Here is a 21852-nt window from a genome sequence, read left to right on the forward strand (position 1 = left end):
ATTTGGCGCATCCCTCGTCAGCCCTCCTCGGGAGCCCGTCGATCCATGCACGAGAACTCCGCCCTGGTCGAAGCGCGTGTCCGCCGCTTCGTCGACGAGCGACTCCGCCCCGCGGTCTACCGCCGGTTCCTTCCGCTGAGGCTCGAGAGCTGGGATGCCCCCCGAGAGCCGGTGCCGTTCTCCGAGGCCGTGGCGCAGACGTTCCGTCCCTTCGTGGTGGGCGAGGCGTGGGGACGACCGTGGGGGACGATGTGGCTGCGTGTGAGCGGCACGGCGCCCGAGACGGCGGAGGGTGAGAGCGCGGAGCTCGTCTTCGACCTCGGGTTCAGTGCGGCGCAGCCCGGTTTCCAGGCCGAGGGGACCGCGTACCGGCCGGACGGGACGATCATCAAGGCCGTGGAGCCGCGCAACGCGCATGTGCCGCTCGAGGCGGCACCGGGGGAGCCGTTCGAGCTGTACCTCGAGGCGGCTGCCAATCCGGACGTCGGAGAGGGCTTCGTGCACTTCCGTCCGACGTCGCTGGGGGAGTGGGACACCGCCGGAGACGACCCCCACTACGTGTTCCGCCAGGCCGACGTCGGCGTGCGGGACGTGACCGTCTGGGAGCTGGTGCAGGACGCGGAAGTCCTGCTGGGGCTGTGGGGGCAGTTGCCGGAGCAGTCTCCGCGCCGCGCGGGTGTGCTGCGGGCGCTCGAGCGGATGGCCGACGTCATGGATCCGGACGACGTGGCAGGGACCGCCGCAGACGGGCGCGCCGCGCTCGCCGAGGCGCTGCATCTGCCGGCATCCGCGTCCGCGCATCGCGTGCATGCCGTGGGCCACGCCCACATCGACTCGGCCTGGTTGTGGCCGGTGCGCGAGACGCAGCGCAAGGTCGCGCGGACGTTCTCCAATGTGCTGTCGCTGCAGGAGGAGGAACCCGGCTTCGTGTTCGCGGCATCCTCCGCGCAGCAGTACGCCTGGATGAAGCGCTTCCAGCCCGAACTCTACGAGCGGATCCGTCGGGCCGTCGCAGCGGGGCGGTTCGTGCCGGCCGGGGGAATGTGGGTCGAGTCGGACACGAACCTTCCCGGCGGGGAGGCGCTGGCACGCCAGTTCGTGCGGGGCAAGAGGTTCTTCCTGGAGGAGTTCGGCGTCGAGCCGCAGGACGTGTGGCTTCCCGATTCGTTCGGTTATTCGGCTGCGCTGCCGCAGATCGCGAAGGCGGCGGGCTCGCGGTGGATGCTGACGCAGAAGCTGTCCTGGAACGAGACCAACACGATGCCCCACCACACGTTCTGGTGGGAGGGGCTGGACGGCACGCGGATCTTCACGCACTTCCCGCCGGTCGACACCTACAGTGCGATGCTCAGCGGTTCGGAACTGGCGCGCGCGGAGCGGCAGTTCGCCGACAAGGGATTCGCGAACACGTCGCTCGTCCCGTTCGGGTACGGCGACGGAGGCGGCGGTCCGAACCGAGAGATGCTCGCGGCCGCCGCGCGACTGCGCTCTCTCGAGGGGTCGCCGACCGTGGAGCTGTCGTCTCCCGAGCGCTTCTTCGAGGCGGCCCAGGCCGAGTATCGGGATCCGCCGGTGTGGACGGGGGAGCTCTACCTCGAGTTCCACCGCGGCACGTACACGTCGCAGGCGCGCACGAAGCGCGGGAATCGGCGCAGCGAGCACACGCTGCGCGAGGCAGAGCTGTGGGCGACCGCGGCTGCGCTGCGCGGTGCGGCGTACCCGTACGACGAGCTGGAGGCGGCGTGGGAGACCGTGCTGCTCCAGCAGTTCCATGACATCCTCCCCGGCAGCTCGATCGGCTGGGTGCACCGGGAGGCAGAACGTCGCTACGCCGAGGTGCTGGCCTCGACGGAGCGCATCATCGCGCAGGCTCTGGGGGTGGTCGCCGGGGAGGGGGCGACTCCGCTTGTCGCGAATGCGGGACCCTATGCGTGGGAGGGAGCGGCGGCGTCGGGGATCGCTGTCGCGGGAGAGGGTGATCCGGCACCCGCAACGGCCGTGCGGACGGCGAGCGGATTCGAGCTGTCGAACGAGCACGTGCGCGTGCTCGTGGACGGTTCGGGTCTGCTGACGTCACTCGTCGTCCGCGCGACTGGCCGTGAGGCGATCGCGCCAGGAGGCAAGGGGAACCTCCTCAGCGTGCATCGCGACACACCGACGCGGTGGGATGCGTGGGACATCGATGAGCACTATCGCCGTCACGGGGCCGACGTGACGGCGGTGGAGTCGATCGAGGTCGTTCCGCATCCCACCGCCGCTGTCGTCTGCGTGGTCCGTGGATGGGGGGCATCGCGGATCACGCAGACCCTCACGCTCGCGGCGGGGGCGCGAGCGCTGGACATCGAGACCGTGGTGGACTGGCACGAGCGGCAGAAGCTGCTCAAGCTGGCCTTCCCGCTGGACGTGCACGCGGATCGAGCCACGAGCGAGATCCAGTTCGGTCATGTGCACAGGCCGACGCATGCGAACACCTCGTGGGACGCGGCGCGCTTCGAGACAGTCGCGCATCGGTGGGTGCACGTGGGGGAGGCCGGGTTCGGGGTCGCGATCGCCAACGACGCGACCTACGGGCACGACATCACGCGGGTGCCGCGCGAAGGCGGCGGCACGGCGACCTCGGTTCGCCTGTCCCTGCTGCGTGCGCCGCTGTTCCCGGATCCGGAGGCGGACCAGGGCGAGCACACCTTCCGCGTCAGCATCCGTCCCGACTCCGGCATCGCGGATGCGGTGCGGGAAGGGTACCGACTGAATGTTCCTCCGCGTGCGGTGTCGGGCGCGGGACCGGTCGATCCGCTCGTCACCGTCTCCTCGGACGCCGTCGTCGTCGAGGCGGTCAAGCTGGCCGAGGATCGCAGCGGGGACGTGATCGTGCGGTTGTACGAGGCGCACGGCGGGCGCGCGCTCGCGACCGTCTCGCCGTCCTTCGGTTTCGCGTCGGTCGTCGAGACGGATCTGCTGGAGCGCGAGATCGCGCCGTCGGCCGTGGCCGGTTCGAGACGGGATGCCGTCGAGCTCTCGCTGCGCCCGTTCCAGCTGGTGACGCTGCGGTTCCGTTCGCCGCATCTCGTCGACTGAGCGGCGTCCGGTGCCTGCTGGCCCTCGCTCGTTGAGCGCGCTACCGTCCCTCGTTGAGCGTGCCACAGCTCTTCGCTCGTTGAGCGTGCCACAGCTCTTCGCTCGTTGAGCGTGCCACAGCTCTTCGCTCGTTGAGCGTGCCACAGCTCTTCGCTCGTTGAGCGTGCCACCGCTCCTCGCTCGTTGAGCGCGCCCCACCCCTCGCTCGTTGAGCGAGCGGAGCGAGTCGAAACGCGGTCGAGTCGAGCAGCGCTCGCCTGCGGTCCCGTCCCTGAGCGAGCTCAGCCCGCGAAACGTCCCCAGGGGATGTCGCGGCGCAAAGGCTTGCGCAGCGACCGCTGCGTCCGCTGCCACGCCGAGACGTGCGGCTCCTCAGCCACGGCGTCGGCGGCTTCCTGCGCGTACGCGTCGCCGAGGACGGCGATGAGGGCCGCGAGCTCCTCCTCGGTGGGGTGGCCGCGCACGATGTCCATCGCGGGGGCCTGCTGCTGCTCGGTCACAGCGGGATGTTCCCGTGCTTCTTGGGCGGAAGCTCCGCGCGCTTGCCGCGCAGGGCGCGCAGGGCCTTGGCGATCGACACCCGGGTGTTTGCAGGCTCGATGACGCCGTCGATCTCCCCGCGCTCGGCGGCGAGGAACGGGCTGGTCACACTGTAGGTGTACTCATTGGCGAGGCGGGTGCGGACGGCGGCGACGTCCTCGCCGTTCTCCTCGGCCTTCTTGATCTCCCCGCGGTACAGGATGTTGACCGCTCCCTGGCCGCCCATGACCGCGATCTCGGCGGTCGGCCAGGCGAGGTTGACGTCGGCTCCCAGCTGCTTGGAGCCCATCACGATGTACGCGCCGCCGTACGCCTTGCGCAGGATGACGGTGACGAGCGGCACGGTCGCCTCCGCGTAGGCGTAGATGAGCTTGGCGCCGCGGCGGATCACGCCGGTCCACTCCTGGTCGGTGCCGGGGAGGTACCCGGGAACGTCGACGAGGGTGACGATCGGGATGGAGAACGCGTCGCAGAAGCGGACGAATCGGCTGGCCTTCTCGCCGGCTTCGATGTTCAGCGTGCCCGCCATCTGCGAGGGCTGGTTGGCGATGATGCCGACCGAGCGTCCTTCGACGCGTCCGAATCCGATCACGATGTTCGGCGCGAACAGCGGCTGGACCTCGATGAAGTCACCGGCATCCACCACGTGCTCGATCACGGTGTGGATGTCGTAGGGCTGGTTGGGGGAGTCCGGGATGATCGCGTTCAGGGTGCGGTCGGCATCCGTGGTCTCCCACTCGAAGTCGCTCTCGTACCCGGGGATCTCTGCCATGTTGTTGTCCGGCAGGAAGCCGAGGAGTGTGCGCGCGTAGTCGATCGCGTCGTCCTCGTCCTCGGCGAGGTAGTGCGCGACGCCGGATCGGGTGTTGTGGGTGAGGGCGCCCCCGAGCTCCTCCATGCCGACGTCTTCGCCGGTGACCGTCTTGATCACGTCGGGGCCGGTGACGAACATCTGGCTGGTCTTGTCGACCATGATGACGAAGTCGGTGAGGGCCGGGCCGTACACGGCTCCGCCGGCGGCCGGGCCCATGATGATCGAGATCTGCGGGATGACGCCGGAAGAGCGGGTGTTGAGGCGGAAGATCTCGCCGTACTTGCTCAGGGCGAGCACGCCCTCCTGGATGCGCGCCCCTCCGGAGTCCAGGATGCCGATGATCGGCATGCCGCCGGCGAGGGCGAACTCCATGATCTTGATGATCTTGTCGCCCGAGACCTCGCCGAGCGAGCCGCCGAAGGTGGTGAAGTCCTGGGAGTAGACGGCCACGGTGCGACCGTGGATCGTGCCGATGCCCGTGACGACGGAGTCGCCGTAGGGACGGTTGCGGTCCATGCCGAAAGAGGTGGTGCGGTGGCGCACGTACTCGTCGAACTCGACGAAGCTGCCCGGATCGACGAGCAGTTCGATGCGCTCGCGGGCGGTCATCTTGCCCTTGGCGTGCTGCTTGTCCTTCGCCTTCGTCTCGGCGTCCACCACGGCTTCGTGATAGCGGGCTCGGAGGTCGGCGATCTTGCCGGCGGTCGTGGAGAGGTCAGGCGTGTCCGTCACGGATTCCACCCTAGCGGCGCGATGCGGGTCGACGTTGGATGCCTCGCACAACGGGTCGGCGGATCCTTTGGGGGATCCGTGTGAGCCGGTCGCGTGCTCGGATGCACGGTCGTGCTCTCGATCATCCTCTCGATCATTCCTCTCGATCATGATGCGGCCTGCACACCAGTTGGCGGGGCGAGGTCCGCCCACGTGTAGCCGAGCGCGAGGCGAGGTTTCAGGATGGCGGGCGGTTCGCCGCGCGGAGAGTGCAGCAGGAAGTCCTCGACACCGTCGCGGGTGATGCGCCATTCGCCATGGTGCAACTGCATGTGATGGAAGCGGCAGAGCAAGATGCCGCGGTCGATGTCGGTGCTTCCGCCGTCGGCCCACTCGTCGATGTGGTGCGCTTCGCAGTAGGACGGAGGTCTGTCGCAACCGCGCCAGCGGCATCCGCCGTCGCGAACCGCGAGTGCGAGCCGTTGCGCGGAGGTGAAGAGGCGTTCGATCCGACCGAGACGAAGGGGGTCTCCGCGTCGGTCGACGGTGACGGCGATCCGGCCTGCGTTACACGCCAGTTGCTCAGCGGCGGCCGCGGGAACGGCGACACCCTCGTCCTCGAGAAGCGCCTGCGGGCTGTCGACCACCGAGACGATGCGCACGCCGGCCTGTCGGGAGCCGAACACGGTCTTGGCGTCGGCGAGGGTTCCGGCGCGGATGAGGTCGAGGAACAGATCGTAGGCGAGTTGCTCGTCGGTGCGCGGATCAGCGGGATCGCGTCGGCGCGCATCCGCTCCTCATCCTCCACGAAGCGCACCCCGCCTCGGCGCGGACGGAACACGGACTTCGACACGGACTCCACCCAGGCGGCGCCCTCGTCGTCGCACACGATGTGGGCGTGAAGTCGGCCGTCCTGGTCGCGGTAGTCGCGCCACGAGCGGGCATCGTAGCGCGCGGCGAACCGTTCGGCGGCGCCCTCGGGGTCGAGTCTGTCGCGGATCGTGCGCGCAGCGCGGCCGAGCTCCTCGACGGTGCGGTGCGAGGCTTCGTCGACGAGTTGCGCGGCGGCGACCGACCAGGCCTGCGTGATCGACGCGGTCCTCAATGCGGTGGCGTCCCCTGCGAGATCGGCCTCGGTGCCTTCGCCCACATCGCCGCCGATCACAGCGATCCGGTCATCTCCGACCGGCGGCTCGCCGAGGCATCTTCGGATCACGTCATGCTGGGCGGAGTTGATCGCCCCGGTGACAAGCGCATCATCGATCGGGGTGTGCCAGTCAGGTGCGGTGGGGACGATCGGTGTCGGATCGGCGCTGGGATCGGTTCCCTGCCCGACGGCCGCCGCGTGCTCGAACAGCGCTTCGCCGACGCGCACCGTGCGCGCGGCCTCGCGTTGGGTGCTCCCGGTGATCTCCTGGATCAGGGTGGTCGAGGTGCGATGCCCGTGAGATTGTGCAAGCCCGTCATGTCCGTTCTCGCGACGGGAACGAGCCGCGATCGCACCCGTGAGGAGGAGGCGCAACCGCTCGGCTTCGCGGACGACGGTGTCGGCCTGCCGCAGAGCCTCGACGAGCGTGTCGCCCGGCATCCGCTCGAGAACAGCGCGGACGTCGGAGTCGCCGGCACTCGGACCGACCCTATCCCGCAGCGCGGGAATCAGAGTCGCGACCTCGTTGAAAAGTGCCATGCTTCATGGTCGCATTGGCCTCGGACATTGGGATATCCGACCGAATACGGGGAGGGGATCAACTCGACGCGCGTGTGGGTCTGCGCCGATTGTCCTGGCATCTAAGCCCAAGCATGAACACGCATGTGAGATCGCGGCATCGGCTGGATGCTGGAGGGATGAAAGCGCCCCGGTCTCGCGCATCCGAGCATGTCGGAATGCTCATCCGCGACCTGCGCGCCAAGGCCGGCATCGCCCGCGCTCGTCTTGCCGATCGTGCCGACATGGACGTCTCGCACCTCGCCCGCAACGAGGCAGGAGACGGCGATCCGACTCTCTTCGTGCTCATCCAGCTCGCCACCGCGCTTGACGTCGCACCCGAGACCTTCGTGAAGGGCCTCACATCGGCCGATCTTCCCGAGAACCTCAAGCCGTACTCCGAAGCCGACTTCCGTCGCGAGCTGCGCCGACGCGGTGGCGCCTGAGTCCTGCATCCGGACCGGCGCCGCTCACACCACGAACCGCCACACGTACTCCAGCCCGTCCTGTTGCCGAAACCAGGCCACGGTCACGACGACCTCTTCGAGATCGGCCGTGCACAGGCAGAGCTCCACGCGCTCGCCGGGGAGCACCTGCCCCCACAGCTGCGTGCGCTCCTGGCCGTCGGCGTCGGCGTGGAAGACGCGCACGAAGTCGGCGGGATCACGACCCTCGTTCGTCACGCCGGGATGGGCCGCATCTGTCCTGTCGACGGTCCAGGGCACGCGATAGGCGAGGGGAGGCGGAAGCTCGGCGGGTCCGATCGGTCGCAACATGGGACAGAAGCTAGGAACGGCGTCCGACGCTCAGAACCCGTGATCGGAGTGATGCCTCAGACCCTGTGTACAACCAACCGCCGGCCACTGCCTGTGCAGGGCAGAACCTCGTGCACGTCGCGCCCATCCGACAGACTGAGCAGGTGAGTGCGTATCGGAGACCCATCGTGGAGGAACAGTTCTTCCGCGATCCCGACGGTCGTGTCATCGACTTCGGGAACCGGTGGCCCGATTCGCCCCCGGAGGAGACGTACTCGGTCGAGACGCACCTGGAGCGCTTCGCCCCGATCCATGCCGTCGCCGATGCGCTGATCGCACATCTTCGCGACACGTATGACGTCGAGATCTCTGAAGGCGACGCGATCGCGTCGGATCTGCTCCGTCCTGCCCACTTCGGTGCGGTGCGTGCCGTCCGGGTGCGGCCGAACCATCCGTCGGGTGCCTCCCTGACCTTCATCTACACGGCGCACCCGGGCCTTGTGGTGCACGCGGGACTGCTGCACGACTTCCCGTTTCCGGTCTGCGGGTGCGACGCCTGCGACTCCACCTGGCACGCAGAGGTCGATCAGCTGGAGCGCATGGTCCTCGCGGTCGTGACCGGCCATTACCGAGAGGGAGTCGAGGGTCAGTGGGTCGCATACGCGCTCACGCTCCCCGACGGTGCGTCGTCGGGACGATCCCTCGCGCCGGACCTCCCTGAGGATTGCCTCAAGGAGGCAGGGCCCATCTCCGTGCCCTGCCCGCCGGATGGGCTGCCTGGCCGCCGGCGACGCGCTAGCGACCCGGGTCGCCCTCGATCGCCGACTCCTTGGCGTCCGTCTTCGGATGCCTGGCCCGGCCGATCTCGGCCATCCGCCGCCCGGCCCATCCCACGCCGCGAGCGGTCGTCCCCGCCGCAGCGGCGATCGCGGATCCGGCGTACCGGGCGCCGCGTGCGACCCGGGTCTCGATCCGCTCGGCTCCGGTCACCGGCTCCAACTCCGCGGGTAACTCGAAGGGAGCCGCGCCGAACGCACGTCGCGACGTGACCAGCACGCGCCGCCCGAGGATGTTGTTGCCCGCTCCGCCGATCACCGCACCGATCCCGAACGGAAGCGCCTTGCCGAGGAACGACGCTCCGCCCGCCGCGGCGAACTGCTTCAGGAACATGCTCTTCAACCGGTCCACGATGGGTCCGACGGCGGCGCGCGGCAGCGACTTGGTGACGAGCTCTCCCCAGTGCGCCGAGCGTGAGACGCCGCGCCCCGCAGCCTGTCCGGCGAGCTGTGAGATCAGATCCACGCCCTCCTTGCCCATCATGAGCGTCATCACGAGCGCCCGCGCGCGATCGGGGTCCTGGACGGGGATTCCGTGAACCTCGGCGACGGACTGCGCGAACAGCGCCGTAGATTCCACGAAGCCGAGCGTTTCCACTCCGGACAGCGCCAACGTCACGCCGGTCCCGATGCCCGGCACGACCGCGGTCGCACCGACCGTCGCCCCTCCGGCGGTGACCGCCGCGAGATACCTCTGCTCGAGCATCCGCACGATCTGCGCCGGCGTCGCCTCCGGGTTGCGCAACCGGATGCTGCGGATGTGCGCGAGCACCAGAGGACGCTGGATCGCGAGCACCCGGTCGATGCCGCGGATCGCGAAGGGATGCTCGGACGATCCGGCCGGCGGCACGCCCTTGTCCCACGGAGCGTCGTCCGGGAGGGAGTGGATCTTGTGCACCCTGTCGGCCATGACCCGATCCTAGGGACGCAGGCCGCGAGAACGCCGAAAGCCCGGCGCCGAGGCGGCCGGGCTTTCGATGAGACACATCCTCAGACGAAGAGGTTCGCGCGCTCCAAGTCCTCGGCGAAGTCCACCTCGACGGCGTACAGGTCCGAGATGTCCATCGGCTCGAGCAGCAGTCCGTCCTCGGCGATCGCGAGTTCGAGACCGCGCTCGAAGTAGTCCTGGTCCTCGACGCGCTGCAGCTGGCGCATGAACGCCTTCTTGTGCACGGAGGAGATGTAGTTGATTCCGACGGCCTCGCCGATGCCGCCGACGACCGTCTTGGACAACTGGTCGATGTAGCCCTCGGCCGTGACCGTGTACTTCACCTCTTCGTCGCTGACCTTCGAGGTGTTCACGGTGACGAAGGACTGGTCGCGCTCGATGTACTCGACCGCGCGGCCCAGGATGCGCGGGTCGAAGACGACGTCGCCGTTCATCCAGAGCACGCCGCCCTTGCCGGTGGCGCCGAGAGCGCGCAGCAGGCTCTTGGACGTGTTCGTCTCGTCGTAGCGCTCGTTGTGCACGTAGTTCACGTTCGGGAACGCCTCGATGATCGTCTCGGCGCGGTAGCCGACGACGGCCGTGATGCGGGCATCGCTGCCGAACGCGGCACGGATGTTCTCGTGCTGCTGCTGCATGATCGTGCGGCCGTCGCTCAGCTCGGTCAACGGCTTGGGGAGTGCACGTCCGAGGCGCGAGCCCATGCCGGCTGCGAGGATAACGGTCTGAAGAGTCACGAAAGCTCCTAAAAGAATCTGTGTTCACGGCCGGTTCACCGACCAGACACCTCTTCGTGCCGACCTCATGCTAGCCATGGCACCTGGAAAGGCCCTGGTCCGTGCCGCCGCCGTTGCCATTTCGTGATCGAGTGCACACCTATTATTCAGGTAGCCGGGGGCCTGCGCACGGATCCTGCGGAATGTTGCGCCGGAACCGGGCAAAGTCCGTCCCCGTTGATACCGTAAGACGGTGACTCCTTCCCCTGACGACCAGCTGGACGAGACGACCGCCACGGCTCAGGCCAAGAAGGCGCGTCCGGCGCGCACACCCGCAAAGGATGCTGCGGTGCGGACCGCGGCCGTGAAGGCGAGGGCGGCCGGGACGAAGTCCACCTCCGCGAAGCCGGCCGCGGCGAAGAGCTCGGCCGCGAAGGCTTCCGCGGCGAAGACGGCGGCGGCCAAGGCAGCGGCGGCGAAGACGACAGCCGCGAAGGCCGCTGCGAAGACGACGGCCGCGAAGACTTCGGCCGCGAAGACGGCGGCAGCCAAGGCAGCGGCGGCGAAAGCAGCGGCGGCGAAGACCGCGAAGGAGGCGGAGGCAGCAGCACAGCCGGATGCCGCGGCCGGCCCTGACCAGGACGCGACCGGACCGCGGACTCCCGCCCGCACGCCGAACAAGCGCACGGCTGCCAAGCGCGCGGCTCCTCGCAAGAGCCGGTCGGGCGCATCGCGGGCCGTCGCGGCCGAGTCCGCGGCATCGGTCGTCGAGGCCGTCGCGCCTCCGGCACCCCGGGAAGACGTGCAGAGTCCGGCGGACGCGAGTGTTCCCGCGAACCCCGTGGCGGAGACGAGCCCCGCCGACGCCGCACCGCCGTCTTCCGCACCTGAAGGGAGCCCGGCGTCCACGGCCGGCGAGGAAGCGCTTGAGGCCGACGTCGCGCAGGCCGCGCCGTCTGAGGGGGAGTCGGAGATCTCCAGCGAGCCCGCGCCCCCGACCGAGGATGCGTCCGGCGCCGCCGGACCCGACGATCCGGCCGATCCGCCGGTCGTCCAGGCCGCGGACGAGCCGGCCACTACTGAGGCAGCCGCGCCTGCCGCCGATCCGGTCGGCGACGTCGTCTCTGTCGACGCCTCTTCGGACTCCGACTCGTCGGAGTCCGCGACCGTGTCCGCCGACGAGGAGTCCGCGACCGCGATCTCCGACGAGGAGCCTCCCACGGCGCCCTCCGACGGAACCTCCGTGTCCGGAGGCTCCGACGCGCTCGCCACCGCGGCAGCGGCTGACGAGGCGTTCGCCGACGTCGAGAGCCCGACGTCCGCGGACGCCCTCCGCGTGCGCGGCCTCATCAAGGACTTCGGCGACCAGCGCGCCGTCAACGCGATCGATCTGACGGTGCCGGCCGGTTCCTTCTACGGGATCGTCGGTCCCAACGGCGCGGGAAAGACGACGACCCTCTCCATCATCGCCGGGCTGCTGCGCGCCGACGGCGGCACCGTTCACGTCTCGGGCATCGACCAGAAGGCCGATCCGCTCGGCGCGAAGCGCGTCATGGGCGTCCTCCCGGATCGCCTGCGCACCTTCGACCGCCTCACCGGCCGTCAGCTTCTGCATTACTACGGGCTGCTGCGCGGCCTCGACTCGGATGTCATCGAGAAGCGCTCCGCGGATCTCGCGCGCGCCTTCGACCTCACCGGCGCGCTGAGCCGGGTCGTGTCGGACTACTCCGCCGGCATGACGAAGAAGATCATGCTCGCCGGGGCCATGATCCACTCGCCGCGCGTGCTCGTGCTCGACGAACCCTTCGAGGCCGTCGACCCGGTCTCGTCGGGCGTCATCCTCGACATCCTGCGCGCCTACGTGGCTCACGGCGGAACGGTCATCCTCTCGAGTCACGGCATGGACCTCGTCGAGCGCGTCTGCTCGCGTGTCGCGATCATCGTCGGCGGCGACGTGCTCGCCGAAGGCACGATCGACGACGTGCGCGCCGGCCAGACCCTCGAGTCCCGGTTCGTGGAGCTCGCGGGATCGACCAGCGAGGTGGAGGGGCTGGAGTGGTTGCACACGTTCTCCGACTGAGGGTCGCCCTGCTGTTCGGCTCCCTCCGCGGCGCACGCGCTTCCCGGACGCTGTTCGGACTGGTCGGCCTGATCATCGCCACCGTCGTCGTCTGCATCGCCGTGCTCAGCCTCGCGGAGGCCGAGACCGCTGTGGCGCGCACGGTCATCGTGCTCGGCGCGGCAGCCGTATTTCTCGCGTTCCTCGTCGGGCCGATGCTCACCGGGGCCGTGGACCAGCTCGATCCGCGACGGTTCGCGGTGTTCGGCGTCGACGAGCGCAGCATGCCGTGGGTGCTGGCGCTCGCCTCGCTCATCAGCGTGCCCACGTTCGCCCTCATCGCGGTCACCGTATGCGTCTCGATCGTCGGCATCCGGCTTGGCGTCCCCTGGCCTGCGGCCGTGATCGCCGGTGTCCTGGGCGTCCTGACGGTGGTGCTGGCCGCCCGCGTCGGCATGGCGATCAGCGCCATCTGGCTGCCGGAGCGCCGCTCGCGCGAACTGACGGCCCTGTTCACCCTGGCCGTCGTCGTGGTCGCGTTCCCGGTCGCGATCTTCCTCGCATCGCTGGAATGGGAAGGTCGCGTGCCCGCCGCGGTCGCCACGGCGACGGGCATCGTCGGCGCCACTCCGCTCGCCGCCCCGGTGGGCCTCCTGTTCGCCCTGGCCGCGGAAGACGCCGCCGCCGCGTGGATCAGCGGCGTCGTCGCTGTCCTCACCCTCGCCGGCCTCGCCGCCATCTGGGCAGGGCTCGTCCGGCACCAGCTGACCACGACCGAGCGTCCGATCGCTGCGCGGGAGCGCACCGGACTCGGCTGGTTCGGGCTGCTGCCCTCGACCCCCTTCGGCGCGATCGCCGCCCGCAGCCTCGTCTACTGGCTGCGGGACCGCCGCTACATCGTCAACATCGTCGTGGTGCCGATCGCGGGCGTCCTGACGGTGTTCCCTCTGCTGGTCGCCGGCGTGCCCTTCGCCGTCGCGGTGCTCATCCCGGTGCCGGTCATGGCGCTGTTCCTCGGCTGGCTTCCGCACAACGACATCGCCTACGACTCGACCGCCTTCTGGGTCCACGTCGCCTCGGGGGTGCGCGGGCTTCCCGACCGCCTCGGCCGGCTGGTGCCGATCTTCCTGGTGTCGCTCCCCATCCTCGCGATCGCCGTCCCGGTCACCCTCGCCCTCACCGGCCACTGGAGTCTGCTGCTGCCGTTCACCGGCCTGGCGGCCTGTCTGTTCCTCGCCGGCCTCGGCCTCTCCAGCGTGGTCTCGGTGATCGCCCCGTATGCCGTGTCGCGGCCCGGCGACAGCCCTTTCCAGCAGCCGCAGCGCTCGGTGTCGCGAGGCGCCTTCGGCCAGGCCGGAGTCTTCCTCGGAACGCTGCTCGTGTCGATTCCGACGATCTGGCTGTTCGCCCTCACAGTCGCCGGGAGCGAGGCGCACGCCCCGGCCGCGTTCTGGACCGGCATCGGGACGGGCGTCGGCATCCTGATCCTGGGCGCCGTCATCGGCGGGCGGATCTTCGAGCGCAGCGGCGAGCGCCTGATGGAGTTCGTCGAGACCGCGTGATCGACGCCCGCGCGAGCGGGCGCGCGACTAGAATCGGCGCATGAGCACTCCCCTGGACAGCCCCGATCAGGGCGGCGTGGCAACGCTTGATCGCGAACTCGAAGAACTCCTCAAGGAAGAGAACGTCGAGCCGGGCGACCACGAGCGCTTCAGCCACTACGTGAAGAAGGACAAGATCCTCGAGTCCGCGATCACCGGGAAGCCGGTGCGCGCCCTGTGCGGCAAGAAGTGGACACCGGGACGCGACCCCGAGAAGTTCCCGATCTGCCCCACCTGCAAGGAGATCTACGAGTCGATGGTCGGCTGAACCTCAGTCCGCGTCGACGAGCACGGTGGGGATCGCCGGATCCGACTTGCTGAGCGCCAGCGCACGCACGGGCAGCTCTTCGCGCACCCGGAGATGATGGGCGCGGGCGGATGCCGTTCCCTCCGGCCCCTCGTAGGAGCTGTCGATCTCGCCGTTGTCCACGAACGTCACCTGCAGGGGTCGGGCGTCCGGATGCTCGGACGGGGTGTCCAGCTCCTCGAAACCGTCGGACACGACGATCGTCTCGGCGACCGCGACACCGTCGGACAGCGTGCGGAACGCCGCCTTCCGGCCGCCCTGGGACCCCTTGTCCGCTGAGGCCTTGGCGACCGAGACCCAGCCGCCGTCGGCATCCTGTCTGGCGACGAGCTTGTAGACCATGCTCGCCGTCGGGTATCCCGAGCCGGTCACGACCGAGGTCCCCACGCCGTACGCATCCACCGGTGACGCGGCCAGAGCGGCGATGGCGTGTTCGTCGAGATCGCTCGTGACGGTGATGCGCGTGCCCGTGGCGCCGAGGTCGTCGAGCTGAGCGCGCACGGCTGCCGCGACGATCGGCAGGTCGCCCGAATCGATCCGGACGCCGCCGAGACCCGTTCCCGCGACCCGGACAGCCGTCTCGACGCCCGTGCGGATGTCATAGGTGTCCACGAGCAGCGTCGTGTCGGTGCCGAGGCTCGAGATCTGCGCGCGGAACGCCTCCTCCTCGCTCTCGTGCAGCAGCGTCCAGGAGTGCGCTGCCGTGCCCATGGTCGGGATGCCCCATCGGCGTCCGGCCTCGAGATTGCTCGTGGCGCCGAAGCCCGCGATGTACGCGGCGCGGGCTGCGGCGACGGCGGACTGCTCGGCCGCCCGGCGCGAACCCATCTCCGCCAGCGGGCGCTCGCCGGCGGCGATGCTCATCCGCGACGCGGCCGTGGCCACCGCGGAGTCGTGGTTGAGCACGCTCAGCGCGAGCGTCTCGAGAACGACGGCGTCCGCGAACGACCCCTCCACGGTCAGAAGGGGGGAGCCGGGGAAGTAGAGCTCACCCTCGCGATAGCCGCTGATGGAGCCGGTGAACCGGTAATCCTCCAGATAGGCGATCGTCGCGGCATCCACCATCTGCTCGTCGCGCAGGAAGCGCAGCTCGTCCTCGCCGAATCGGAAGTCGCGCAGCAGCGACAGCAGACGTCCGGTGCCGGCGACCACGCCGAAGCGCCTGCCGCCGGATAGGCGGCGGGAGAACAGCTCGAAGACGCACGGCCGGGAGGCGGTGCCGTCGCGCAGCGCTGCGCTCAGCATGGTCAGTTCGTATCGGTCGGTGAGCAGCGCCGTCGACGAGGTCATGCGCTCAGCATAGTGAGCGCGGCGGCGCATCCCGCCCGACGGCGCGGGTAGGCTGGTGAGTCATGAACGACGCACCCATCGGAATCTTCGACTCGGGCGTCGGCGGGCTCACGGTGGCCAGGGCGATCCGCGCACAGCTGCCGCGGGAGTCCTTCGTCTACATCGGCGACACCGCGCACTCCCCGTACGGTCCCAAACCCATCGCGGACGTGCGCCGCTATTCGCTCGAGGTCCTCGACACTCTCGTCGAGCAGGGCGTGAAGATGCTCGTGATCGCCTGCAACACCGCCTCCGCGGCGGTCCTGCGCGATGCGCGGGAACGGTACGACGTCCCGGTCGTCGAGGTCATCGGGCCGGCCGTGCGCAGGGCCGTGTCGACCACGCGCAACGGACGCGTCGGCGTGATCGGGACAGTCGGCACGATCGGATCCCGCGCCTATCAGGACATGCTCGAGGTCAACGAGCGCCTCGACGTCTTCACGGCCGCCTGCCCGCGCTTCGTCGAGTTCGTCGAGGCGGGCATCACCGGTACACCCGAAGTTCTCGCGACGGCGGAGGAGTACCTCGCCCCGTTGCGCGAGGCGGACGTCGACACCCTCGTGCTGGGCTGCACGCACTATCCGTTCCTGCGCGGCGCGATCGGCTACGTCATGGGGGAGGGCGTCTCGCTCGTCTCCAGCGATGACGAGACCGCCGCGGACGTGTACCGTCACCTCGTGCGCGACGATCTGCTGGCGCCGCCGGATGCCGTCGCCACCTCGGTCTACGAGGCCACCGGTGACTCGGCCGAGGACTTCACCGCGCTCGCGAACCGGCTGATGGGACGTGAGGTGCGCGACGTGCAGCTGGTGCAGACCGGCGTCATCACGCTCCCCGAAGCACAATCCCTGGAAACCAAGGAGACTCATGTCTGACATCGTCCGCGCCGACGGCCGTTCCGCGGATCAGCTCCGCCCGATCACGATCGAGCGCGGCTGGAGCGCGCAGGCCGAAGGGTCGGCCCTCGTCAGCTTCGGGGGAACGAAGGTGCTGTGCACGGCATCGTTCACCAACGGCGTCCCGCGCTGGCTCACGGGGAAGGGCAAGGGCTGGGTCACCGCCGAGTACGCCATGCTCCCGCGCGCGACGAACAGCCGCAACGACCGCGAGAGCGTCAAGGGCCGCATCGGCGGACGCACGCACGAGATCTCGCGTCTGATCGGCCGGGCGCTGCGCGCCGTGGTCGACACCAAGGCGCTCGGCGAGAACACGATCGTCATCGACTGCGACGTGCTGCAGGCCGACGGCGGCACCCGCACGGCGGCGATCACGGGCGCATACGTCGCTCTGGCGGACGCGATCGAGTGGGGCCGCGACAAGAAGTTCATCGGCAGGAACGCCAAGCCGCTGCTCGACTCCGTCGCGGCCGTCTCGGTCGGCATCGTCGATGGCGAGCCGATGCTGGACCTCGCCTACGTCGAGGACGTGCGCGCGGAGACCGACATGAACGTCGTCGTGACCGGCCGCGGGCTGTTCGTCGAAGTGCAGGGCACCGCCGAGGGGGCGCCGTTCGACAAGCGCGAGCTCGATGCCCTGCTCGACCTCGGGGTCGCCGGCTGCGCCGACCTCACGGGCCATCAGCTGACGGCTCTCGCCGGGGAGTGAGCGTGCGCGTCGTCCTGGCCACCCACAATCCCCACAAGGTCGCCGAGTTCGCCCAGATCGTCGCCCGCGCGCGCCCCGATCTCGAGGTCGTCGGCTATGACGGCCCCGAACCCGTCGAGGACGGCGTCACCTTCGCCGAGAATGCGCTCATCAAGGCCCGCGCCGCGGCCGAGCACACCGGCCTCACCGCGCTCGCCGACGACTCCGGCATCTGCGTCGATGTGCTCGGGGGATCGCCGGGCGTCTTCTCGGCGTACTGGGCCGGTCAGAAGAAGGACGCCGGAGCGAACCTCGAGCTGCTGCTCGACCAGCTCGCGGACATCGCCGATCACCATCGCGCGGCGCAGTTCGTGTCGACGATCGCGCTGGTGACGCCGGACGGCGACGAGCACGTCGTCCAGGGCATCTGGCCGGGGCGGCTCGCCCGAGCCGCTTCCGGCGAGGGCGGCTTCGGCTACGACCCGATCTTCGTTCCGGACGGACAGGAGGGCACTCCCCGCAGCGTGGGCGAGTTCACGCCCGAGGAGAAGCAGTCGCAGTCGCATCGGGCCCGGGCCTTCGAGGCCCTCATCCCGCTGCTCGAGGCGCTCTGAGCCGCCGCAGGCGGACGCGCTGTCGCAACTGAGAATCGTCACCATTCCCGACTGGCGGAATTCGCCTCTGACGGCCGATTCCGCTCGTACGCTGGAGGCATGCACGACCACGCCCACACCCCCGGGATCCGAGGAGCGAGCAGCCGGAAGCTGCTGACGATCTCGCTGTGCCTGACGGCCACGATCATGGTCGTGCAGGTCGTCGGAGCCTGGCTCACCGGATCCCTCGCCCTGCTCGCCGACGCCGCCCACATGTTCACGGACGCCTCGGCTCTCGTCATCGCGCTCATCGCCAGCGTGGTCGCGGCGCGCCCGGCCGACGACCGGCGCACCTTCGGCTACCAGCGCGCCGAGGTGTTCGGTGCGCTGATCAACGCGATCATCCTCATCGTCCTGGCGGCGATCGTCGCCGTCGAGGGCGTGTCCCGCCTGCTGCAGCCCGCCGAGACCGAGGTCGCCGGGCCCCTGATGCTCGTCGTCGCGGTCGTCGGTCTGCTCGCCAACGGCGTCGCGATGTGGCTGCTGAGCGCCGCGCAGCGCACGAGCATCAACGTGCGCGGCGCCTACCTCGAGGTCCTGGGAGATCTCATCGGATCGGCCGCGGTCATCGTGGCCGCCGTCGTCATCATCGCGACGGGGTGGATGCCCGCCGACGCGATCGCATCGTTGTTCATCGCGGCCATGATCATCCCGCGGGCGGTGACCCTGCTGCGCGAAGTGGTGTCTGTGCTGGCGGAGTCCGCCCCGAAGGGGATGACGGTCGCCGACATCCGCACCCATCTGCTGGCCATGGACGGCGTCACCGGGGTGCACGATGTGCACGTCTGGCAGCTCACGCGCGGCGCGCCGGTGTTCACGGCGCACGTGAGCGCCGATCCGCGCGTGCTCGCGACAGGCGGGTCGGCGGCACTGCTCGCACGGCTGCAGGACTGCCTGGCCGATCACTTCGACGTCGAGCACTCCACGTTCCAGATCGAGCCGTCCGATTCTTCGCACTGCGAGCAGACCCACGCGTGAGCCCTCTTAGACGCGTCCCCTAGTCTGAGGGGATGCCCGAACGCCGCCGCCTGCTCGATTTCCGTGCCCTGCGGCGGTCGGACGGAGCGCTGCTGCTCGTCCTGTTCCTGCTCGTCGACGCAGCGATCGTGGCGCTGCACCTGTCGCTGAAGGTCTTCGGCACGCCCGCGGGGGAGGCCTTCGATCTCGGCGTCGACCGCTCCTACGGCGAGATGCTGATGTACGTCAAGCTCGGCTGGATCACGGTCCTGGGCATCCTGCTGGCTCGACGACGACGGACGGCCGTGTTCGGGGCGATCGCCGCCGGCAGCCTCCTGCTCCTGCTCGAGGACGCGCTGATCCTGCACGAGCGGATCGGGTGGCATCTCAACGAGGGCGTCCTCGACGCGCTGCCCGCGCTCGCCGGACTCGGCATCCTGTCGGTCCAGTTGGGCGAGCTGCTGTGGCTCGGCGTGGTCGGCGTGACGATCGTCGTGCTGTTCGTCGTGTCGTTCCTGCGGGCCGGCCCCGTGGATCGTCGGGACGCTCTGAGCATCGCCGTGTTCTTCGTCGCCGTGGGCTTCTTCGCGCTCGTCGTGGACACCGCGCACAGCCTGTTCGCGCTCGGTTCGCCGGGCGATCTGTTCTTCACCGTGCTCGAAGACGGCGGCGAACTCATCGCGCTCACGCCCGCCGTCGCCCTGGCCTTCGCGTTCGCCGCCGAGAGCGCGAGCACACCGGACCAGGATCAGGACTCGACGACGATCTCGTCCACGCGCTTGTCCGGTCTCAGGCCCCGCCAGCGCGCGTGACGCAGGATGCCGTCCGGGGTCCAGTTCGCGAACTCCACCTCGCCGACGAGCTCGGGACGCACCCACAGCGCATCCGAGGCGTCCGGACCCGGAACGCCCTCGACCTGTCGCTTCGCCACGCGCAGCGGATCGAGACGGGACGTGAGGTCGCGCAGGATGCGATCGGTGAACCCGCTGCCGACCCGGCCGATGTAGCGCAGCGCCCCGTTCTCCGGGATCGCGAGCAGCAGCGACCCGATCGATCCTGAACGGTTCCCCTTCCCGGGGCGGATGCCGGCGATGACGACCTCCTGCGTGCGCGTGTTCTTGATCTTCAGCCAGGAGCCCGAGCGCGTCCCCGGGCGGTACGTCGAACGGGCGTCCTTGACGACGACGCCCTCGAGTCCGAGATCCTGACTCGTCTGCAGCGCGGCGTCGATGTCATCGAAGACGGGCGGCACGACGACGGGTCCGTCGGCGCTCTCGGCCAGCGTCTCCAGGAGCCGGCGGCGATCGCGCAGCGGAGTGCGGGTGAGGTCGTGCCCCTCCAGGCGGAGCAGGTCGAACAGGTGATAGGCGATCGGGGTGCGGACGACCTCGCGTTCGATGTCGCGCGGCTTCGTCAGGTGCATCCGGTTCTGAAGGCGCGTGAAGCTCGGGCGGCCGGAGGAGTCCATCGCGACGATCTCGCCGTCGACGATCGCCTCCGAGACGGCCAGGTGCGGTGCACCGTCGGCCGTGAGCTCCGGGTAGCGGGCGGTGATGTCCGTGCCGCTGCGGGCATACAGGCGCATCCGTCCCTCCTGCCACACGCCGAGCGCCCGGATGCCGTCCCACTTGATCTCCGCCCACGCCGAGCCGAGTCCCCGTGCGAGCCCGGCGGTGCCGTTCTCGGCGAGCATCGGCTCGGGGGCGGTCGTGCTCTCGGCGACGGTCATGGTCTCGGCGACGGTCATGGTCTCGGCGACGGGTTCGGGATCGGTGGCCGTCGCCTTCGGTTGCGCTGGGGGGACGGCAGCCCCGGCATCCGGAGCGTCTGATCCCTCTGGCCCGGACGCCGGGGGAGCGGGATGCCGCGGTGCGGGATGCGCCGTGGCGTCCTTCATGCGGTGCAGCAGCCAGGAGGACTTCTCCCCGCTGCCCTCCGTGCGGATGAGCGCCAGACGAGCCCGCCCGAGCGGACCTCGTCCGCGGAACGTGGCGATCACCTCGTCGTCCCGCCATTTCTCGATGTCGACGGTCCCGGTGTCCCAGATGCTCATGCGCCCCGCGCCGTACTGTCCGTGCGGGATGTCGCCCTGGAACTCCAGGTACTCCAGCGGGTGGGGCTCGGTCATGACCGCGAGGTGATTGCGATCGCTGCGCTCCGGGACGCCCTTCGGAACCGCCCAGCTGACGAGGACCCCGTCGCGCTCGATGCGCAGGTCGTAGTGCAGGCGTCGTGCATGGTGCTCCTGGATGACGAAACGGGGCAGCGCACCGGGCGGCGACGGTTCGACGGCGTGCAGTTCCGGCATCGGCTCCGGAGTGCGCCCGGCTGTTCGCTTGGAGAGGTAGGGGGCGAGCTGTCCCGCCGAAGCGGCATTCGCGAAGGCGGACAGGGGATCGACGCCGTCGGCGATGCGCGCCAGCACCTCGTCCAGCTCGAGGTGACGCAGAGCGGGGTCCGCCAGCTCCTCCCACGTCCGCGGCGCGGCGACCGTCGGCCGCTCCCGACCCCGCAGCGAGTAGGGCGAGATGGTCGTCTTCGATGCGTTGTTCTGGCTCCAGTCCAGGAACACCTTGCCGCCGCGCGCGGCCTTCGCCATGACGCTCGTGGCGATGTCCGGATGATCGGCCTCGATTGCGCGGGCGAGCTCCCGCGCGAGAGCGGAGACCTGATCGCTCGTCTGGGTGCCGTCCAGCCGCGAATACAGATGGATGCCCTTGCTGCCGCTGGTGACCGGCACCGGCTCGAGACCGATGTCGGTGAGGATGTCGCGTGCGAGGCCCGCCACGTGCGCGCAGGCGGCGAGGTCCGCGCCCGGTCCCGGGTCGAGATCGATCACCAGGCGGTCGGGGAGCCCTCGTCCTCCGTCCGGGGCGAAGCGCCATTGCGGCACGTGCAGCTCGATCGCGGCGATCTGCGCGAACCACACGAGGGAAGGGAGGTCCTCGATCAGCGGATAGTCCTTCGGGCCGTCCGAGTGCTCGATGCTCCGACGTGCGACCCAGTCGGGAGTGCCCTGCTCGATCTGCTTGGTGAAGAACGCATCGGCCGGGGCTTCCGCCGTACCGACGCCCTCGACCCAGCGCTTGCGCGTCACGGGTCTGCCGGACAGCAGCGGCAGCATCCGCGGCGCGACGGCTGAGTAGTAGGCGATCATCTCGCCCTTCGTCGTGCCCGTGGCCGGGTAGAGGACCTTGTCGAGGTTCGTCAGGCGCACGCGGCGACCGTCGACCTCGACGATCTGCGCGTTGCTGGGCATGCCGA

Annotated in this window: 19 protein-coding genes and 1 pseudogene; 12 read left to right on the forward strand and 8 right to left on the reverse strand. The window is 69.7% G+C overall.

Annotation, left to right across the window (positions count from 1 at the left end; translation table 11 throughout):
- Window positions 1–45: 45 nt before the first annotated feature.
- Entirely contained in the window at window positions 46–3075 is a 3030-nt protein-coding gene (locus KYX17_RS28420; RefSeq protein ID WP_243232513.1) for a glycoside hydrolase family 38 C-terminal domain-containing protein, read from the forward strand.
- Between the two features lie 281 nt (window positions 3076–3356).
- Here the strand turns inward: KYX17_RS28420 and KYX17_RS28425 are convergent, their stop codons facing one another.
- The 3 genes from KYX17_RS28425 to KYX17_RS28435 all read right to left on the reverse strand — a co-directional run bounded on the left by KYX17_RS28425 (window position 3357) and on the right by KYX17_RS28435 (window position 5826).
- Window positions 3357–3575: an acyl-CoA carboxylase subunit epsilon gene (locus tag KYX17_RS28425; protein ID WP_308220977.1), complete on the reverse strand. Its 219-nt coding sequence runs from the start codon at window positions 3573–3575 to the stop codon at window positions 3357–3359.
- On the reverse strand, window positions 3572–5170 hold the full coding sequence (locus KYX17_RS28430; RefSeq protein ID WP_243232516.1) for an acyl-CoA carboxylase subunit beta: 1599 nt from the start codon (window positions 5168–5170) through the stop codon (window positions 3572–3574). Before KYX17_RS28430 ends, KYX17_RS28425 begins: the two co-directional genes overlap by 4 nt.
- Before the next feature lie 137 nt (window positions 5171–5307).
- Window positions 5308–5826: an HNH endonuclease signature motif containing protein gene (locus KYX17_RS28435; RefSeq protein WP_243232519.1), complete on the reverse strand. Its 519-nt coding sequence runs from the start codon at window positions 5824–5826 to the stop codon at window positions 5308–5310.
- 212 nt (window positions 5827–6038) lie between these two features.
- Here KYX17_RS28435 and KYX17_RS28440 point away from each other — a divergent pair, with 212 nt between their 5' ends.
- Together KYX17_RS28440 and KYX17_RS28445 are read left to right on the forward strand one after the other, a co-directional pair.
- Window positions 6039–6932: a hypothetical protein gene (locus KYX17_RS28440; protein WP_243232522.1), complete on the forward strand. Its 894-nt coding sequence runs from the start codon at window positions 6039–6041 to the stop codon at window positions 6930–6932.
- Between the two features lie 92 nt (window positions 6933–7024).
- The gene (locus tag KYX17_RS28445; RefSeq protein WP_243232524.1) at window positions 7025–7291 is read left to right on the forward strand and encodes a helix-turn-helix domain-containing protein; all 267 of its coding nucleotides are present in this window, start codon (window positions 7025–7027) and stop codon (window positions 7289–7291) included.
- Between the two features lie 24 nt (window positions 7292–7315).
- Here KYX17_RS28445 and KYX17_RS28450 read toward each other — a convergent pair whose 3' ends face one another.
- The gene (locus tag KYX17_RS28450) at window positions 7316–7621 is read right to left on the reverse strand and encodes a hypothetical protein (protein ID WP_243232527.1); all 306 of its coding nucleotides are present in this window, start codon (window positions 7619–7621) and stop codon (window positions 7316–7318) included.
- Between the two features lie 167 nt (window positions 7622–7788).
- On the opposite strand from KYX17_RS28450, the pseudogene KYX17_RS28455 reads away from it, so the two are divergent.
- Window positions 7789–8277: pseudogene (locus KYX17_RS28455) on the forward strand (DUF6226 family protein); the annotation flags it as partial.
- Between the two features lie 118 nt (window positions 8278–8395).
- Here KYX17_RS28455 and KYX17_RS28460 read toward each other — a convergent pair.
- Window positions 8396–9346, reverse strand: a complete 951-nt coding sequence (locus tag KYX17_RS28460; RefSeq protein WP_243232542.1) for a hypothetical protein — start codon at window positions 9344–9346, stop codon at window positions 8396–8398.
- An 80-nt stretch (window positions 9347–9426) separates the two neighbouring features.
- Window positions 9427–10119 (reverse strand): NTP transferase domain-containing protein, encoded by a 693-nt coding sequence (locus tag KYX17_RS28465; RefSeq protein ID WP_243232545.1) that lies wholly within the window; start codon window positions 10117–10119, stop codon window positions 9427–9429.
- Window positions 10120–10351: 232 nt separating this feature from the next.
- Here KYX17_RS28465 and KYX17_RS31925 point away from each other — a divergent pair, with 232 nt between their 5' ends.
- From KYX17_RS31925 to KYX17_RS28480, 3 genes are read left to right on the forward strand one after another with little or no spacing between them, the layout of a single operon-like run.
- On the forward strand, window positions 10352–12178 hold the full coding sequence (locus KYX17_RS31925; RefSeq protein ID WP_308220978.1) for an ATP-binding cassette domain-containing protein: 1827 nt from the start codon (window positions 10352–10354) through the stop codon (window positions 12176–12178).
- A complete protein-coding gene (locus KYX17_RS28475; RefSeq protein ID WP_243232548.1) occupies window positions 12154–13719 on the forward strand; it encodes a hypothetical protein in 1566 nt (521 codons plus the stop codon). The genes KYX17_RS31925 and KYX17_RS28475 overlap by 25 nt, the downstream gene beginning before the upstream one ends.
- Window positions 13720–13759: 40 nt before the next feature.
- Window positions 13760–14026, forward strand: a complete 267-nt coding sequence (locus tag KYX17_RS28480) for a DUF3039 domain-containing protein (protein WP_147037533.1) — start codon at window positions 13760–13762, stop codon at window positions 14024–14026.
- Between the two features lie 3 nt (window positions 14027–14029).
- Here KYX17_RS28480 and KYX17_RS28485 read toward each other — a convergent pair whose 3' ends face one another.
- Window positions 14030–15385, reverse strand: a complete 1356-nt coding sequence (locus KYX17_RS28485) for a nicotinate phosphoribosyltransferase (protein WP_283818248.1) — start codon at window positions 15383–15385, stop codon at window positions 14030–14032.
- Between the two features lie 32 nt (window positions 15386–15417).
- On the opposite strand from KYX17_RS28485, the gene murI reads away from it, so the two are divergent.
- From murI to KYX17_RS28510, 5 genes are all read left to right on the forward strand, one after another.
- Window positions 15418–16269, forward strand: coding sequence for a glutamate racemase (murI, locus tag KYX17_RS28490; RefSeq protein WP_243232565.1), 852 nt, complete (start codon window positions 15418–15420; stop codon window positions 16267–16269).
- A complete protein-coding gene (gene rph, locus KYX17_RS28495; RefSeq protein ID WP_243232566.1) occupies window positions 16262–16999 on the forward strand; it encodes a ribonuclease PH in 738 nt (245 codons plus the stop codon). Before murI ends, rph begins: the two co-directional genes overlap by 8 nt.
- Window positions 16996–17592: an RdgB/HAM1 family non-canonical purine NTP pyrophosphatase gene (gene rdgB, locus KYX17_RS28500; RefSeq protein WP_243232567.1), complete on the forward strand. Its 597-nt coding sequence runs from the start codon at window positions 16996–16998 to the stop codon at window positions 17590–17592. The genes rph and rdgB overlap by 4 nt, the downstream gene beginning before the upstream one ends.
- A gap of 99 nt (window positions 17593–17691) precedes the next feature.
- Window positions 17692–18609 (forward strand): cation diffusion facilitator family transporter, encoded by a 918-nt coding sequence (locus tag KYX17_RS28505; RefSeq protein ID WP_243232569.1) that lies wholly within the window; start codon window positions 17692–17694, stop codon window positions 18607–18609.
- A gap of 32 nt (window positions 18610–18641) precedes the next feature.
- Window positions 18642–19400 (forward strand): hypothetical protein, encoded by a 759-nt coding sequence (locus tag KYX17_RS28510; RefSeq protein ID WP_243232570.1) that lies wholly within the window; start codon window positions 18642–18644, stop codon window positions 19398–19400.
- Here the strand turns inward: KYX17_RS28510 and KYX17_RS28515 are convergent.
- Window positions 19337–21847: an ATP-dependent DNA ligase gene (locus tag KYX17_RS28515; protein WP_243232571.1), complete on the reverse strand. Its 2511-nt coding sequence runs from the start codon at window positions 21845–21847 to the stop codon at window positions 19337–19339. The genes KYX17_RS28510 and KYX17_RS28515 overlap by 64 nt on opposite strands.
- Between the last annotated feature and the right edge of the window lie 5 nt (window positions 21848–21852).

The organism is Microbacterium sp. CIAB417 (genome assembly GCF_022788845.1).

Excerpts from the sequence above, each read along its gene's own strand:
- KYX17_RS28420 (WP_243232513.1), top strand. The coding sequence starts at position 46 with ATGCACGAGAACTCCGCCCTGGTCGAAGCGCGTGTCCGCCGCTTCGTC.
- KYX17_RS28480 (WP_147037533.1), top strand. The coding sequence starts at position 13,760 with ATGAGCACTCCCCTGGACAGCCCCGATCAGGGCGGCGTGGCAACGCTT.
- KYX17_RS28485 (WP_283818248.1), bottom strand. The coding sequence starts at position 15,385 with ATGCGCCGCCGCGCTCACTATGCTGAGCGCATGACCTCGTCGACGGCG.
- murI (WP_243232565.1), top strand. The coding sequence starts at position 15,418 with ATGAACGACGCACCCATCGGAATCTTCGACTCGGGCGTCGGCGGGCTC.
- KYX17_RS28515 (WP_243232571.1), bottom strand. The coding sequence starts at position 21,847 with ATGCCCAGCAACGCGCAGATCGTCGAGGTCGACGGTCGCCGCGTGCGC.
- KYX17_RS28505 (WP_243232569.1), top strand. The coding sequence starts at position 17,692 with ATGCACGACCACGCCCACACCCCCGGGATCCGAGGAGCGAGCAGCCGG.
- KYX17_RS28510 (WP_243232570.1), top strand. The coding sequence starts at position 18,642 with ATGCCCGAACGCCGCCGCCTGCTCGATTTCCGTGCCCTGCGGCGGTCG.
- KYX17_RS28460 (WP_243232542.1), bottom strand. The coding sequence starts at position 9,346 with ATGGCCGACAGGGTGCACAAGATCCACTCCCTCCCGGACGACGCTCCG.
- rph (WP_243232566.1), top strand. The coding sequence starts at position 16,262 with ATGTCTGACATCGTCCGCGCCGACGGCCGTTCCGCGGATCAGCTCCGC.
- KYX17_RS28445 (WP_243232524.1), top strand. The coding sequence starts at position 7,025 with ATGCTCATCCGCGACCTGCGCGCCAAGGCCGGCATCGCCCGCGCTCGT.
- KYX17_RS28450 (WP_243232527.1), bottom strand. The coding sequence starts at position 7,621 with ATGTTGCGACCGATCGGACCCGCCGAGCTTCCGCCTCCCCTCGCCTAT.